18 protein-coding genes are annotated in these 14276 nt (G+C 50.2%); 7 read left to right on the forward strand and 11 right to left on the reverse strand.

Annotation, left to right across the window (positions count from 1 at the left end):
• The first annotated feature begins 5 nt into the window (after positions 1-5).
• From rplK to tsaB, 5 genes are all read left to right on the forward strand, one after another.
• A complete protein-coding gene (gene rplK / locus OXH18_RS09470; RefSeq protein ID WP_268612368.1) occupies positions 6-431 on the forward strand; it encodes a 50S ribosomal protein L11 in 426 nt (141 codons plus the stop codon).
• A gap of 139 nt (positions 432-570) precedes the next feature.
• Positions 571-1287 (forward strand): 50S ribosomal protein L1, encoded by a 717-nt coding sequence (gene rplA, locus OXH18_RS09475; RefSeq protein ID WP_268612369.1) that lies wholly within the window; start codon positions 571-573, stop codon positions 1285-1287.
• Positions 1288-1576: 289 nt separating this feature from the next.
• Positions 1577-2116: a 50S ribosomal protein L10 gene (rplJ, locus tag OXH18_RS09480; RefSeq protein WP_268612370.1), complete on the forward strand. Its 540-nt coding sequence runs from the start codon at positions 1577-1579 to the stop codon at positions 2114-2116.
• 124 nt (positions 2117-2240) lie between these two features.
• Positions 2241-2636, forward strand: a complete 396-nt coding sequence (gene rplL, locus OXH18_RS09485) for a 50S ribosomal protein L7/L12 (RefSeq protein WP_268612371.1) — start codon at positions 2241-2243, stop codon at positions 2634-2636.
• A gap of 152 nt (positions 2637-2788) precedes the next feature.
• Positions 2789-3472: a tRNA (adenosine(37)-N6)-threonylcarbamoyltransferase complex dimerization subunit type 1 TsaB gene (gene tsaB, locus OXH18_RS09490; RefSeq protein ID WP_268612372.1), complete on the forward strand. Its 684-nt coding sequence runs from the start codon at positions 2789-2791 to the stop codon at positions 3470-3472.
• 76 nt (positions 3473-3548) lie between these two features.
• Here the strand turns inward: tsaB and OXH18_RS09495 are convergent, their stop codons facing one another.
• The 3 genes from OXH18_RS09495 to OXH18_RS09505 all read right to left on the reverse strand — a co-directional run bounded on the left by OXH18_RS09495 (position 3549) and on the right by OXH18_RS09505 (position 5240).
• The gene (locus OXH18_RS09495; RefSeq protein ID WP_268612373.1) at positions 3549-4244 is read right to left on the reverse strand and encodes an HAD family hydrolase; all 696 of its coding nucleotides are present in this window, start codon (positions 4242-4244) and stop codon (positions 3549-3551) included.
• A gap of 90 nt (positions 4245-4334) precedes the next feature.
• Positions 4335-4685 carry a phenylpyruvate tautomerase MIF-related protein gene (locus OXH18_RS09500; RefSeq protein ID WP_268612374.1) on the reverse strand — a complete coding sequence of 117 codons (351 nt, stop codon included), beginning with the start codon at positions 4683-4685 and terminating at the stop codon, positions 4335-4337.
• A gap of 75 nt (positions 4686-4760) precedes the next feature.
• Positions 4761-5240, reverse strand: a complete 480-nt coding sequence (locus OXH18_RS09505; RefSeq protein ID WP_268612375.1) for a flavin reductase family protein — start codon at positions 5238-5240, stop codon at positions 4761-4763.
• Positions 5241-5474: 234 nt separating this feature from the next.
• Here OXH18_RS09505 and OXH18_RS09510 point away from each other — a divergent pair, with 234 nt between their 5' ends.
• Positions 5475-5882 (forward strand): Fur family transcriptional regulator, encoded by a 408-nt coding sequence (locus tag OXH18_RS09510; protein ID WP_268612377.1) that lies wholly within the window; start codon positions 5475-5477, stop codon positions 5880-5882.
• An 8-nt stretch (positions 5883-5890) separates the two neighbouring features.
• On the opposite strand, the gene OXH18_RS09515 is transcribed toward OXH18_RS09510, so the two are convergent.
• On the reverse strand, positions 5891-6787 hold the full coding sequence (locus OXH18_RS09515) for a CoB--CoM heterodisulfide reductase iron-sulfur subunit B family protein (protein ID WP_268612379.1): 897 nt from the start codon (positions 6785-6787) through the stop codon (positions 5891-5893).
• Positions 6788-7026: 239 nt separating this feature from the next.
• Here OXH18_RS09515 and OXH18_RS09520 point away from each other — a divergent pair, with 239 nt between their 5' ends.
• Entirely contained in the window at positions 7027-7347 is a 321-nt protein-coding gene (locus OXH18_RS09520; RefSeq protein ID WP_268612381.1) for a hypothetical protein, read from the forward strand.
• Positions 7348-7399: 52 nt separating this feature from the next.
• Here the strand turns inward: OXH18_RS09520 and OXH18_RS09525 are convergent, their stop codons facing one another.
• From OXH18_RS09525 to OXH18_RS09555, 7 genes are all read right to left on the reverse strand, one after another.
• Positions 7400-7525, reverse strand: coding sequence for a hypothetical protein (locus OXH18_RS09525; protein WP_268612382.1), 126 nt, complete (start codon positions 7523-7525; stop codon positions 7400-7402).
• A gap of 3 nt (positions 7526-7528) precedes the next feature.
• Positions 7529-7813, reverse strand: a complete 285-nt coding sequence (locus OXH18_RS09530) for a Uma2 family endonuclease (protein ID WP_268612383.1) — start codon at positions 7811-7813, stop codon at positions 7529-7531.
• Positions 7810-7998: a hypothetical protein gene (locus OXH18_RS09535; RefSeq protein WP_268612385.1), complete on the reverse strand. Its 189-nt coding sequence runs from the start codon at positions 7996-7998 to the stop codon at positions 7810-7812. Before OXH18_RS09535 ends, OXH18_RS09530 begins: the two co-directional genes overlap by 4 nt.
• 24 nt (positions 7999-8022) lie before the next feature.
• Positions 8023-9243: a class I SAM-dependent methyltransferase gene (locus OXH18_RS09540; protein WP_268612386.1), complete on the reverse strand. Its 1221-nt coding sequence runs from the start codon at positions 9241-9243 to the stop codon at positions 8023-8025.
• Between the two features lie 57 nt (positions 9244-9300).
• Positions 9301-10155 carry a hypothetical protein gene (locus tag OXH18_RS09545; protein WP_268612387.1) on the reverse strand — a complete coding sequence of 285 codons (855 nt, stop codon included), beginning with the start codon at positions 10153-10155 and terminating at the stop codon, positions 9301-9303.
• 52 nt (positions 10156-10207) lie between these two features.
• Positions 10208-11176, reverse strand: a complete 969-nt coding sequence (locus OXH18_RS09550) for a M28 family peptidase (protein ID WP_268612388.1) — start codon at positions 11174-11176, stop codon at positions 10208-10210.
• 267 nt (positions 11177-11443) lie between these two features.
• Positions 11444-14272 carry an AAA family ATPase gene (locus tag OXH18_RS09555; RefSeq protein WP_268612389.1) on the reverse strand — a complete coding sequence of 943 codons (2829 nt, stop codon included), beginning with the start codon at positions 14270-14272 and terminating at the stop codon, positions 11444-11446.
• Between the last annotated feature and the right edge of the window lie 4 nt (positions 14273-14276).

The following is a 14276-nucleotide window of genomic DNA, read 5'->3' on the forward strand; positions in this document are numbered from 1 at the left end:
TCGCAATGGCAAAAAAGGTTGTAGCAATTATTAAATTGGCAATTAATGCAGGTAAAGCCAATCCTGCCCCTCCGATCGGACCAGCATTGGGTCAGCACGGGGTCAACATTATGATGTTCTGCAAAGAATACAACGCCAGAACAGCTGATCAAGTTGGGCTTGTGATCCCAGTAGAAATCTCGGTCTATGAAGATCGCAGCTTCACCTTTGTCCTCAAAACCCCTCCAGCGTCGGTTTTGATTTGCAAAGCCGCAGGAGTTGAGCGTGGATCGGGTGAACCGAATAAAAAGAAGGTTGGTTCTATAACTCGGGCCCAACTCCAAGAAATTGCCCAAACTAAAATGCCAGACCTCAACGCCAATGATATTGAGGCTGCTATGCGAATTGTGGAAGGCACAGCCCGCAATATGGGCATTACTGTTAAAGATTAAAGACTAGTGGATTAGCGCAGTCAGAAATAGAAGGACAGCTTTGCCGAAACCACTTTTTCTGCGTTTGTATCCTATGTTTTGATGTTCACCCAAGTCGGGGGAGAGGGAAGTCCTCGTTATGACCCCAGGAGATGAAAAAATGGCAAGAAAAGTATCACGACGCCTACAAGAACTGCAAAGCAAGGTTGAAAATCGAGCTTATGCACCCCTTGAGGCATTGGAATTACTCAAGGAAACAGCAACAGCCAAGTTTCCAGAGTCGGCTGAAGCTCATATTCGCTTGGGTATTGATCCGAAGTACACTGACCAACAGTTGCGCACTACGGTGGCGCTGCCGAAAGGAACTGGACAAACGGTTCGAGTTGCTGTAATTGCTCGCGGCGAAAAGGTGACAGAGGCAAATACCGCTGGTGCGGATATTGTCGGTTCTGAGGAACTGATCAACGAGATTCAGGGCGGCATGATGGACTTTGATGTCCTGATTGCAACACCTGACGTGATGCCTCAAGTGGCGAAGCTAGGACGATTATTGGGCCCTCGTGGGCTGATGCCGTCTCCCAAGGGCGGAACTGTGACCTTTGATATTGCTCAGGCAATCTCTGACTTTAAGGCAGGGAAGCTGGAGTTTCGGGCCGATCGCACTGGAATTGTCCATGTCATGTTTGGCAAGGCTGCTTTCTCGGCTGAAGATTTGTTGATTAATCTGAAGGCCCTGCAAGAGACGATCGATCGCAATCGTCCTTCCGGTGCAAAAGGCCGCTATTGGCGGAGTGTGTATGTAGCGGCTACAATGGGCCCTTCGATCGAGGTGGACGTTAATGCCCTGCGCGATTTGAAGCTAACGGATGCTGCCTAACGTCATGCAGACTGTGTTGGAAATAGGTAAACCATAGTGGGGGGGAGTAACGCACACCGCGAACAAGTTTTCAACTGAATAGCCCAAGCCAGAGACAGCAGGTGCAAAAAGGCTTAATCTCCTGCCGAGGTTTGCTCAAGTTTTCTGCAACGGCTTCACGATTGTGTGAAGTAGCGTCAGAAGCTTAGTTGAACCCCGGCCTTCTACACCGGGGTTTTGCACGTCTAGGGTTTGAATCAGTTGGAGGGACAAACTGTTGCATTGTCAGGCTTTAAGGAGGTGATACTGAATGGGTCGAACACTAGAAAATAAGCGAGAGATCGTGGCGGAGTTGAAGGAGTCGCTGACTGACACTCAACTCACAGTTGTGATTGACTACAAAGGATTGACGGTTGCTGAAATTACTAATTTGCGCAAACGTTTGATTCCAGCAGGCGCTGAGTGCAAAGTCACTAAAAATACGCTGATGCGGATTGCAGTTCAAGACGATCCCAATTGGCAACCGATCGCTGACCTCTGTAAGGAATCTTCGGCTTTCTTATTCTTGCGAGATGACTTAGGAGGGGCACTCAAAGCCTATCAAGAGTTCCAGAAAGCCACTAAGAAGACCGTGATTCGCGGTGGTGCGATGGAAGGTCGCTTGCTGACTGAAGCAGATGTTAAGGCGATCGCCGATCTGCCTTCCAAAGAGCAACTGATGGCTCAGATTGCTGGAGCAATCAATGGTGTGGCCACCAAGCTAGCCGTTGGCATCAACGAAGTGCCCGGTTCTTTAGCGCGGGCGTTACAGGCTGTTGCTGATAAAGACAAACAAGACGAAGCGGCCTAATCGAAGACGTGCGCATTGCTGTCTTGTATAACCGTCTCGATCGTCTGGCAAGTACGGAGCGATGACTAGTCTAGTTCTTCGCTGTCTACATTAACCACTAACTATCCATTAAAGGAGTTGATTCATGTCTGCAAAAACTGATGAAATCTTGGAACAGCTTAAAACCCTAACACTGCTAGAAGCTTCTGAGTTGGTTAAGCAAATTGAGGAAGCATTTGGCGTGAGTGCAGCCGCCCCAGTGGGTGGCATGATGATGGCGGCCCCGGCAGCGGGTGCAGCGGCCCCGGCAGAGGAAGTTGAAGAGAAGACTGAATTTGATGTCATTCTGGATGAAGTTCCAGCAGACAAGAAGATTGCAGTCCTCAAGGCGGTGCGTGAATTGACGGGTCTGGGTTTGAAAGAAGCCAAGGATTTGGTGGAATCTACACCCAAGCCGATCAAAGAAGGCATTGCCAAGGAAGTGGCTGAGGAAGCGAAGAAGACGATCGAAGCCGCTGGTGGTAAGGTTTCTATTAAGTAAGTCCGTTTTTGTTAGAGGAGTACCTTCGGTTTATTAGAGGAGTACCTTCGGTTTAAATTTCTCTTCAAAACATCGTTTGTTGAATGAGGGACATGGTTTATCCGTGTCCTTTTCGTTATTGCATGGTCTCTGCGTTTCAGCAAATAATTCTCATGATGTACTCGACTGAGCAAGAGCCACCCTTCGATTCTCAAGCCTATGCTTTGGCAATCCATACAACCAGCACTGATCTAGGACTCGCTTTGGGTCAGTTCTCCAGCGATCGACGGCAGCAAGTTTGGACAGGATTAGGACAAAACGCTTCTACCTTACTGCACAATTACTTAGCTGAGTTTATGCGGCCGCAAACCTGGACAGATCTAGCCTTTATTGCCGTTGCTATTGGCCCAGGTGGATTTACCGGTACGCGCTTAGGCGTCGTGACAGCCCGTACTTTGGCTCAACAACTCAACATTCCGTTGTTTGGTAGATCTTCCCTCGCCATCGTGGCTTGGCAAACCCATACCTCAACTGTAAACAGCCAAGCTGTCAATTCAGCGATTAACGCAGATATTGCTGTACAGATGCCTGCCCATCGCGGCAAGCTGTATGGAGGCATTTATTCAGTTGACCCAAAACTCGGCGTCAATGCCAAGCTGGTTGATACAGTACTAGACCCCGCCCAGTGGCAAGAAACGCTCGATCGCTGGCATCACCCCTATCAGTTGGTGCAAGCAGAAGGGGGACTAGGCGCAACAGCCAGTTCCTTACTAGAGTTAGCCTATTTAGCTTGGCAGCGGGGTGAACGCCCCCATTGGGATGCCGTTTTGCCATTTTATGGTCAAAGTCCGGTGTAGGACTTTTGATTGAGCAGAAATCAGCAGACTGCTTTAGCGAGTGTCATGACCCATCACCCACTACCTACTCAATTACCTATTCACTGTGACCGATCGCCACTTCAAACGGCCCTAGCATTCGATCGCGTTTTAACCATTTCCAGAGTTGCTTGTCGGTGAAATCAGCAATCACGAGCGATACTCCGAGATCATACAGTTCGGCAGGTGAGTGAGTTGAAGCAATTCCCACCGTTGGAATCCCAGCACCCCTGGCCGATCGAATACCAGAGGGGGAATCTTCAAAGGCGATCGTCTCAGCAGCAGAAACCCCTAATTGCTCTAAGGCTAGCTGATAGGGCAACGGATCAGGCTTGCCCTTGAGCAGTTCGTCCCCCAGAATCACAACTGGAAAAGTCGCCTCTAACTGCAACACTCGCAGCATAAATCGAGCATTTTCAACGGGCGCATTTGTAACAACGGCTTGCTTTAGATTGTGCTGTGCTGCCCAAGCCAAGAGTTCTGCCAAACCTGGGGTTGAGACAAGCACCTGTTCTGCCCGATCGCGAAAATTCGCCTCCTTTTGCCAACTTAACTGCTCTCCTGCTACATCCGAGAGATGAGGCAACAAGTCTTTGACAATTTCTTGATTTCGCCGTCCGCTAAAGTTTGTCTGATAAAAATCTAGACTAATGTCTAGCCCTTGATCTAACAGTAGTTCGCGCCATGTTTCAAAGTGAATGGGGTCAGTGTTGGCAAGCGTTCCATCCAAATCGAACAGCAGTGCCTTAAGCATGAAGTTCCTCAGCTACTCGCTTCGTTGCTTTGTAGAACGGGGTTGTTCTGTAACAAAGTGTAACAGACGAATTGCCACCATACTAGTGGATTAGAATGTTGAGCCATTCCAGCCCCACATTGAGCCTTTGGCATCAGCAAACTCGATATAGATGCGGTTAGTGGGCACTCCCAGTGCTTGGGCGATCGTTTGGCAAAACTCCTGACTCATGGCTTTAGTTTGAGTGGGATTTATGCTGCCAACGCTTTTGATTTCGATGTAACAAACGGGGTCGGTTGTCCCGGCGAAGGTCATCGCCACTCCAGGTTCAAATGCCGTTATCACATAGGACTCTGGCTTGCCTAATTGCTTAGCTAAGCTGGACGATAGCTGCTTCAGTAAGGACTCAACGCTGTCCTGAGCAGGAGCAGCAACGGAGGTTTGAACTTTAATCAATGGCATGGGAAACGAGAGAAAAAAGGAAAGAAGGAGAAAGGCTAGGAGATGAAGGATAAAAAGTATTTACTTTCGTTGCAATTATCCGCCGTACTGCCAGCCCGTACTCTCTAGGAGCAGCGGATCACCCTCACGATGAATGCCTGCCGCAATGACTTCGCCTACGAAGACGGTGTGATCGCCCTTTCCCACTGAGCCAACCACTTGACATTCTACATAGCCGATCGCATCAGAAATGATGGGACAGCCCGTTTCACCCAGGTAAAATTCGACATCTTCAAACTTGTTGCCAACACGTCGCTGGGGTTTGAAGAATTTTTGTGCTAAGTCCTTTTGTCCCGCTTCCAAAATGCTGAGGGCAAACACTTGGCTAGACTGAATCATGGCGTGAGAGCCGGAATCTTGGCGTACACAATTCACGACAAGGGGGGGTTGAAACGATGCCTGCATGACCCAACTGACTGTGAAGCCGTTTACTTCTTCTCCGTCCTTGACTCCACAGATGTAGAGACCATGAGGAATTTTGCGCAGCATGGTTTTCTTAGCCTGTTCGTCTAGCAAGAATCTATCCTCTTTTTACGTGCGTCACGTTGATTAGTGTATCGCCAATTGTCAGCAGAATGAACCATCCTAGCGATAGGCGAATGATTGCTCACCGGATTCCTCACACCGTTTATGAATCGGACGTTGCTGATTGGATTGCGATCGAATTGGGTGCAACTCTCGATCGGCTGAAGCCATTGGGGTTTTAATCAGAGGTTTGGGAAAATAGAAAAGAGATACCATAAAGCAATTATGAAGTCCCACTATACTCGCAGCCAAGAGCGCATTCTCACATTGCTGAAGTCCCTCAATCGGGCCATTTCCGCCCAGGATATTTATGTGGAAATGCGCAATCGTAATCAGAGTATGGGGTTAGCAACGGTGTATCGATCGCTAGAGGCCTTGAAACTAGAGGGAGTGGTACAGGTGCGTACGTTGGCGAACGGAGAGTCGCTGTATAGCCTGATTCAGGAAGATCGTCATCATCTCACCTGTCTTCAATGTGGAGCCTCTATTCCCATTAATGAATGTCCAGTGCACGAACTGGAAAATCAACTGCACCAGTCGTATCAATTCAAGATTTTTTATCACACCCTCGAGTTTTTTGGCTTGTGTACACAGTGTCAAGTCGTTCAAACCAACGGCAGCAGTGCCGAGTAGTGTTTATCTTATAGCCCTAGTTTGTCTAAGACTGGACGGGTGGAAACAATGTGACGGTCTAAACCCAGTTCCTGGGGGGCAATGCCTACAGCTAATCCGACGAGTTGCGGCAAGTGCAGTACGGGCAAGCCCAACCGCTCCCCAATTACTTGCTCGACTTCTGGTTGACGTGAGTCCAAATTCAAATGACACAGCGGGCATGGTGTCACCATACAGTCGGCTCCAGCCGCGATCGCTTCCTGGATATGCCCACCTGCCATTTTGAAAGACTGAGTGGTGGCATAGCTAGACAGGGGCCAGCCACAGCATTGGGTACGTCCACGATAGTCTACTGGCGTGGCTCCTACGGCTCGGAACACATTTTCCATCGACTGCGGATTGTACGGATCGTCGTAGGGTAAGTGTTTTTGCGATCGCAGCAGATAGCAGCCATAAAACGAGGCGCATTTCAGCCCTTCTAGCTTGCGCGTTACCTTTTGTTGTAGGCTTTCTAAGCCAAAATCCCCGACCAAAGCCCACAGTAAATGCTTAACTTCACTGCTGCCTTTGTAGGGAGAGCAACCTTCTTGTTGCAGCAATCCATTGATTTTCTCTAAATAAGCGGGGTTGGATTGATGGGCAGCTTTCAAGCGTTCGTCTACCTGACCAATGACGCCTTGGCAAGTACTGCAATGGGTCAACAGCGGTAAGTTCAGCGATTCTGCTAGGGCAATGTTGCGCGCATTGACGGTATCTTCCAGCAGCAGAGAATTTTCTTTAAACGTACCCGAACCGCAACAAGCCGCTTTCTTCAATTCCACTAATTCAATTCCCAGAGCTTGCGTTAAGGCATGGGTAGCCATATACAGTTCTCGGCAAGCACCCTGAGCCACGCATCCAGGGAAATAAGCATACTTAAGAGTCATGATTTAACGAAATGGAGTCTCAAAGATTAGAGTCCCAAATCCGATCGTAAGGACAGATCACAGGACGCTATCTTTATCATCGCTTGCACAACCAGAACGATCGCGAACTTCTTACACTCCTTTAAGGAGATTAGCAAAAGAAGATCCACCCTAGAAGATAAGGCAGCAGAGATAAAGATCAAGAAGTTTCCGCTTTCAAGCTATACTCAGCAACACTCGGTAGCGCGATCTTCACGGTTATGTTTTCTGAAATCTTCTATGTCATTCGTTCTAGACGCGACGGTCAGTACATTATGGCTCGTCCCATGCAAGCAACGGACAGCGATGGTCAGCCAGCCCCAATCCCAACGTACTTGCTGTTATTTAAGGAACATTTTGACGCCCTCACTTATCTGAATACCCATAGCCCAGAACTCGCGGATCAATTCACCGTAGAGTCAATGGCGAGCAATCAATTGGGAAGCGTACTCCAGCGATGGGATTTCACAGGTATAGGAGTGGTACAAGATCCGTTATTGCCACAGATTGATATTATGGATACACAAAATCCTAACGGCTAGCTACGGTTGCTCTGCTTTGGATGAAGCGCTCTAGATGAAGCGCGATCGAACCTCAAGCGTGATTGCTGGCACGAATTGCCTGAAGAAATTCTTTGATAGCTGGCGGTTGGTCTTGAGGACGAATAAATTGAGCAAACAGCGTCCAGTCTAAGTCTGGAAAAAACTGGCTACGAGTCATCGCTTAGCATTGCGCTTGACGCAAATCATGAAGGGTTAACTGCTGATTCTGCCAAATCAATACTTCTGGTACACCCAGCCCTTGATACACCGCTAGCTTATCTACGCCTCCACCGGTCAAGTTCACTTCGATAGCAAAATCAGGAAGCTCTTTAAGCATACCTATGCAATAACACTCATCGGGTTCCAGTCCACGCGCTTCAGCTTCCCGTCGAAACATGGTAGAGCCATAGTCATGTAAAGCAATATCTACTTCTTCGGCATAGCGTTCTAGAAGTCTGGCAATCACCTTTTGATCAGTTCGTGTTCAGGCGAGGGCATAAAAATTTCTAGCATTCCCTCTAAATAAATCAGCCGTAAGCCAGGATAGTCGCCGAGGGTTGCCAGAAGATTCTTATACTGTTGCCACGTCACGCTTGGTAAGACAACTCGTTGTTCTGCAATAGTTGACAGTGATGGAGTTGAGGTAGTCATGATGGAGAAATGGCTGATTGGCGATTAAAAAAGCGGCGGAATATTGAATCCTTTCAAGGTTTGTTGTTGTTCTGGCTCACTCAGTTGCTTCGCTTGCACTAACACCCCAAAGTTACCCAATCCCATCGGGTCAGCCAGAGCATGAAGGGTTTCGCGACGCTGCAAAATGTCTTGGAGCGATTGATCTGGTTCTGGGGTAGACAGGGCGGCTATTCGATCGCTCAATCCCAGTGCCATTAGAAATAACCCCTGTTGTGTAAACCCGATCGTCTGCAAGCCCAATCGTTCGCCCTGTCGCTCTAAGGCCGTAAAGTCCACATGGGCGGTGATGTCCTGCTGCCCAATGGCCACATAGGGATCAGAATGATGGTGATGTTGGTAATAGCACTGAAGTGTGCCCTCGGAGCGAGTAGGACTGTAATAGCGATGGGCGGGATAACCATAGTCGATCGTCAACACATAGCCGCGCTGCAATCGATTGCTGACTGTCTCTAGCCAATCCAACGCCGCCAAATTGACTTCACTGCGGTAGCCATCGGCATAGCGATCGGACGGAAAAGGCAAATCAATTAAATCAAAATACTCCACGAGTTTTGGGGTCGAGGGAGCCGCAATTACTTCCTCAAATCTTGAACCCGCTTTCCCTGCATCTGCTGCCACTGTGACGTACACTTCCTGCAATTGCCCTGCGTCGATCGCAATTTGATGCACGGGCAACGCATCGACCAGTTCGTTAGAGAAACAGCAGCCAATAATGGAATCTTCAGGAATCTCTTCCCAAGTGCGCCAATACAAGTGACTCCAGGAACGAGTTAACGGCTGCAATCGCTGTTGTTGTTCAGCAATCAGGGCGGCTGATTTCTCAATAATGAAATAATTCAGGGCAGCAAAGCACTCGAAATGATGGCGATGCAAATACCGGACGATATCTTGAACGAGCAAACCTTGTCCGGCTCCCATTTCCACCAGCGTAAAGGGATGGGGGCGATCGAGGATTTGCCACATCTGGGCAAACTGCTCGGCTAGCAATTCGCCAAAGTCTTTGCCTAAATGCGGTGAGGTGAAAAAATCCCGTTGAATGCCTGTGCGGCGAGTGGAATAGTAACCATGCTGCGGATGATACAGCGCTAACTCCATGAACTCAGCGAATGCGATCCGCTGCTGTGGGGTAGCGGCAATGCATTGGGCAATGATGTCACACAAGTCAGAATTGCTGTCAGCGATCGTCAGGGGCGGATGGGTCATGGAATTTGGCCATACGAATTCATTCTGATCTTACGAATTGCTCGATGGCTTGTGACATTATCCCTGTTCCAGTTGGGGAATATACAGCCCACGCTGGTAGCTCCAGGCAATACCATCGGGGTCTAAGCGTTGCGTCCATTCGCTGAAATCGGGCGCATACTTGCGACGACGAATGGCTCCTTTGGCAGTCTTCAGCCGGCGAGACAGTTGACTAGTGGAGTGCGCTTGCATGGGGCTGCGATCGGCCTCTTCGAGCAGCGACAGATAGGTATCCCAAAATAGAAACAGGCTGATAAAAAATAGAAAAATAACCGATTCTGGTCGTCTCAGCAGATCGGGCGCATGGCGTTCGTGAGGATTTTCACTTGCAGATGAAATTTCACGTGCGGGTGCGGTCTCAGTCTCTTGTAGGACAATTGCCGAAGTCTCAGTCTCGTTAAGCGCTAGAGGAGCTTCAGAGGATTCCATGGCGGGTATTGGGTTCTCGCTAGAGGACAGAGGGATTGGTGCTACTGGATTCTCTTCAACGGATTTTTCTTCAACAGAGAGGGGGACGAACCGATCGACCAGCCCAGTTAAAGAAGCGTGATGTTTCCAGCAGGATTCCGTTTCAAGATAGATCGTTTTTTGCCAAGCGGGAACCCAATTTCCCTGTTGCCGACCATAAATATCCACCGTTGTAATCTGCTCAACATTCAGAATCTTCATGCTGTGTTGCACAAACTCGATCGCAGCCGGCATTGGTGGAACTTGTTGACTCTCCAACAGCATCTGAAGTCGATCGTCCTGACGGCGCACCCGCAGCTTGATGCCGTGCGGCTGAGTTACATAATTTAACAACGTGGCAATGGCGATCGGATGTCCCTGACGAGCCAGGGACAGAATCACATAACCAAATACGTAACCAGACATAGGCAGAAGGATAGAGCCTAAAGGCTAAGTAATGAGGGATAAAGCAACAACGTTACGACAGTAATAACGCTAGAGTGGCATTGATGACTCGTTGGGCAGTTCCGGTAAAAAAGTTGCGATCGATTGTGTCGAAGGTGTCACTGGGCTGATGGTAATGGGGGTTGCGAAAGTTGGCGGTATCAGTAATTAAAACGGCTCCTAACCCCTTGCGCCAAAACGGAACATGATCGCTGCGCATAAGATCGGGGGTGAGGCGGCCAAAGGTGGGAATTGACAAGGTGAGAACGGGTGGCCCGTTGACTGAAGCTTGAGTCAAGCTGTCGAGTAATTCGGGATGATCGCGATCGCCAATGGCGGCAATAAAATCCCCGCGATTGGTTTCGGGCGTGACGGGTAGCGGCGGAAACGACTGGCAGCCGTCAACGTAGCAAGCATAACCCATCATATCCAAGACGATCGCCCGCAGGGGTTCGTTACCCGTCAACGCTTCAGCAAAGGCGGTACTGCCCACCAGTCCCACTTCTTCTAAGTCAAATAGGGCAAGCTGTAGCGTTTGAGGAGTGGGATATGCTCCCAACAGCCGCGCCGCTTCAAGTACTGTTGCAACGCTGGTGGCATTGTCGTCGGCTCCGGGGGACGGCTCTACGGTGTCATAGTGCGCTGCCAGTAAGATTGTGCCAGCGGTGGAATCTGTACCCGGTCGCATAGTTACCAAATTGATGCCTTGGTGAGTGCCGTCGTCCAGGGACTGCTGGTCTACCTTCCATCCGGCGGCTTCCAGAGCCGACACGATGTAATCACGGGCACGGCGGCGATCGGCGGTAGTGTAGCGAGTAAAGGACAACGCTTCTACATCCGCTAGCAAGCGTGACGGTTCCACGCTGGGAAACTCCGTTAGAGTAGTAGGCTGGCTGCGAGCCACGATTGTTGCCGGGGATTGCCCGTGATACCAATACCACCCCGACACCACCACCACGATCGTGGTGATAAAGAGCAGGAGCCACAGCCATTGTTTCTGCATCGTTGCCAGCCTAATCTAATTGTCCTAAATTGTCTAATAACGATTGGTCAATTAATGATTGGTCAATGATTGGTGCGATCGAATCTTTAGTGGGCTAAATGAAATAGCCTCACTGATATCTTCTCGCGTTTACCGATGGTTAGACCAAATTTTTTTGGCTTTTGTAGCAGGACTTGTCCAGTTTTGTTAACAAGTCTCGCAAAACTGGGAAAGCTACTAGCAGTAGCACACCATTGGACGTTCCCCGGTAATTTTGCCGGGGTTTTTTTATGCGCCACGGTCGATCGATTGAATGAAGCGGTACATCCAGTGGGCGAAGGAGGGGAGATGGGAAATTGAGGGTTGGGATGGCGGGTTGGTGTCAGTCATTGGCAGTGGTTGGATGGTCGGCAGCAGGGGAGGAAGTCCCCAGGAGAGCGTTGATTGCGGTTCGTTGGAGCGATTAGACCGCAATTGCTGAATTAACCATCCTTCTAAAGCAGAGGCGGCAATCGAAAAGCGGGGGGGGGCAGCAGTCCTGTCCTGGCGCAACAAGCCGTCGGCTTCTAGGCGCATTAGGGCTGATTCGTATTGGGGTGAAATGGCGCTGATTGGGCGGTCAACCGTGGGCGATCGCTCCCAAAAACCCTGCGACTCTAGAACCAGAAGCTGTAGCAGTGCTTGGTCTTGGGGATGCAGTTGTGACCACATTGCTTGCAAGAATGGAGCGGCTCGTTGTTGAAATGCAGGAACAAACTGCTGCAAGGTAGGAATGTGTCCGTTGCGCAGTTCTGTGTAAAGGAACGATCCAGCTAGTTGTAGCAGGGCGGGATTGCCATCGACCAGTGCCAAAATGCCCGATTGCAGTGTAGAATCCGCAAGCGTTACCCAGTCCAGCAGGGTTTGGGCTTCCTGGACAGAGAAGGGCGGCAAGGGCAGCAATAGATAGTGACGGAACAAGTCCGCAGAGGACGACTTGGGACACAGTTGATCCAATCGCTGCGAGGAGGCTACGACGGTTGCGATCGCCGGATCTGCGGCAGCGGCAACCCATTCTCTTAGAAACCAATCAATTTCAGCTTTGTGGTAGCTTGGGTTGGGTTGCAGGGCGATGTCGTAGTCGTCGATTAACAACACCAGGTTTTTGCCGTGTCGCGCCAATTGTCGGGCGATTGAGTGCAGGGTTTGGGCAGAGGTGGACTGCTGCTGAAGGCATTGTTCCACTTGCTGCATTAGGGAAAAGTCTGGCTCAGAAGATGCAGTCAATCGATCGCCCAAGCGTTCAAACACGTCCAACCAAAAGCCTTGCGAGGTAAAGGTAGGCATGATGTGGCGACAACTAACTAGTACCATCACTGGGTGCGCATTTCCTCTCCATGACTGCGAGCCTGAGAGACAGGCGAGTTGGTGCAAAAACGAGGTCTTGCCGATGCCTGTTCCGCCCCAAATGGCTACGTGGCCACCTCGTTCGATCTGTTCGATGGCGGTGGACAGCTCAGCCTGTCTGCCAACAAATCGATCGATCGGTGCAGGTTGCCCCACCGTGAAGGGATTGCTGGCAGCTAAGAAGGTTTGGCTAATCTGGGTTTCTGCCCTTTGTAGCCAGTGCTGAGCCAGTGAGTGCTGCGGCTCAATGTCTAAGACTTGCAAAAACTGAGTTCTCGCTAGATTAACCTTTCCTTGCTGCATTAGCGCTTGCCCATAGCCCAACCGCGATCGGATCAGTCCCTCCTGCGATCGAATTGGCTCTAGTTTGAAAATCCGTTGGTAAAGGGAAACAGCTTCTGCCCAATCTTGCGCTTCCAAGTAAAGCTCTGCCGCTGCCAGCCCGGCGCTGAAATGATTGGGGTTGTGATGGAGGGCTTGCTGGTAGGACTGAAGAGCCGTGGGTACATCCCCTGCTTGCTGCTGTTGAACGGCTGCGTCATACCACCGTTGCGCTTCTGGCGAGAGGCGCTCCAACTCCCAAGCGGCGTTCGTCAACGGGTAAGCCATCAGCAACCATTGCCGCACAAACTCGATTTTGACGCGATAGTGGGCGACTGTTGCATCGTTCTTACAGATGGGCATAGTCTCCAGAAACCCCCACTTTACCAACCGATCGCCCGATTGTTGCAGGGCTGGAGTTGGCTCAATGCCACAGGCTTTCAGTCGCTGTATGGGAGATGGAATCAAGGAGGAGGTACGAGCAAGTTCTTGGGCTTCGGCCACGGCTGAAAACATCACTCGTTCGGGAATGGGCAAACTATCGCGAAACCAGGTTAGTCCTGGACGGCTACTGTCGATCGCTCGGTTAACGCTCTGGGAAACATCGGCTGCGGTAACTGTCCAACGATCGTGCTGACGAGCCTGTCCAAATAAGTTAAAACAAACGACCTGTGTGAAATAGGGATGCCCTGCTGTTAGATGGAGAATGGCAGAAATCGCAGCGGGTTCATACTGCAATAGCCCGATTGCCGGACGGGTAATTAGTTGAATAGCGCTGGTTTCATCCAGCAGTCCCACTTCTTGGGCGGGGGCGCTTTTGAAGAAATTGAGCAGAGTAGGTAGCTCTTCCGGGCGGCGGCCAATGGTAGGAATTAGGTGCAGGCGGGGAGAACTAGCAGTCAGGGAGTTTAGATAGGGCAAGATCTGATCGATCGCCGCATTGGCGGTGTCATCTGCCAACACATCGAACTCATCCAGTAGCCATACCAATCGTCTAGGAGCCAGATGAGTCATCACCTGCGGCAAAAACTCCTGCGAGAAGCGCGTTGGTGTTAGGGTCAAATCCGCTGCTGTTGGAATGGGGATTGTGCCTAAAAAGTCTGCTTCTAGCTGTTCAACGATCGCGGTAGCTAGGGCGTGCAACACGTGACCCAACGGGCGGTTGCCTTGATTCTGCCAATCAAACGACACCCAGCAGAACTGCTCGGAGCCGATAAACGCGGGAATTTGAGCCAACACTGACGATTTGCCAATCCGTCGTTGCCCATACAGCAAAATCATCGTTGTACCCTGCCGCAGATTGTCCTCAATAAACTGCAACAGGACTTCGCGCCCAAAAAATAGTTGACGATCGGCAATTGGAACTCCAATGACGTAAGGATTGCGTTTCCAGGGGCTGGCTGTAGACATTGGC

The organism is Thermocoleostomius sinensis A174 (genome assembly GCF_026802175.1).
Taxonomy (GTDB): domain Bacteria; phylum Cyanobacteriota; class Cyanobacteriia; order Elainellales; family Elainellaceae; genus Thermocoleostomius; species Thermocoleostomius sinensis.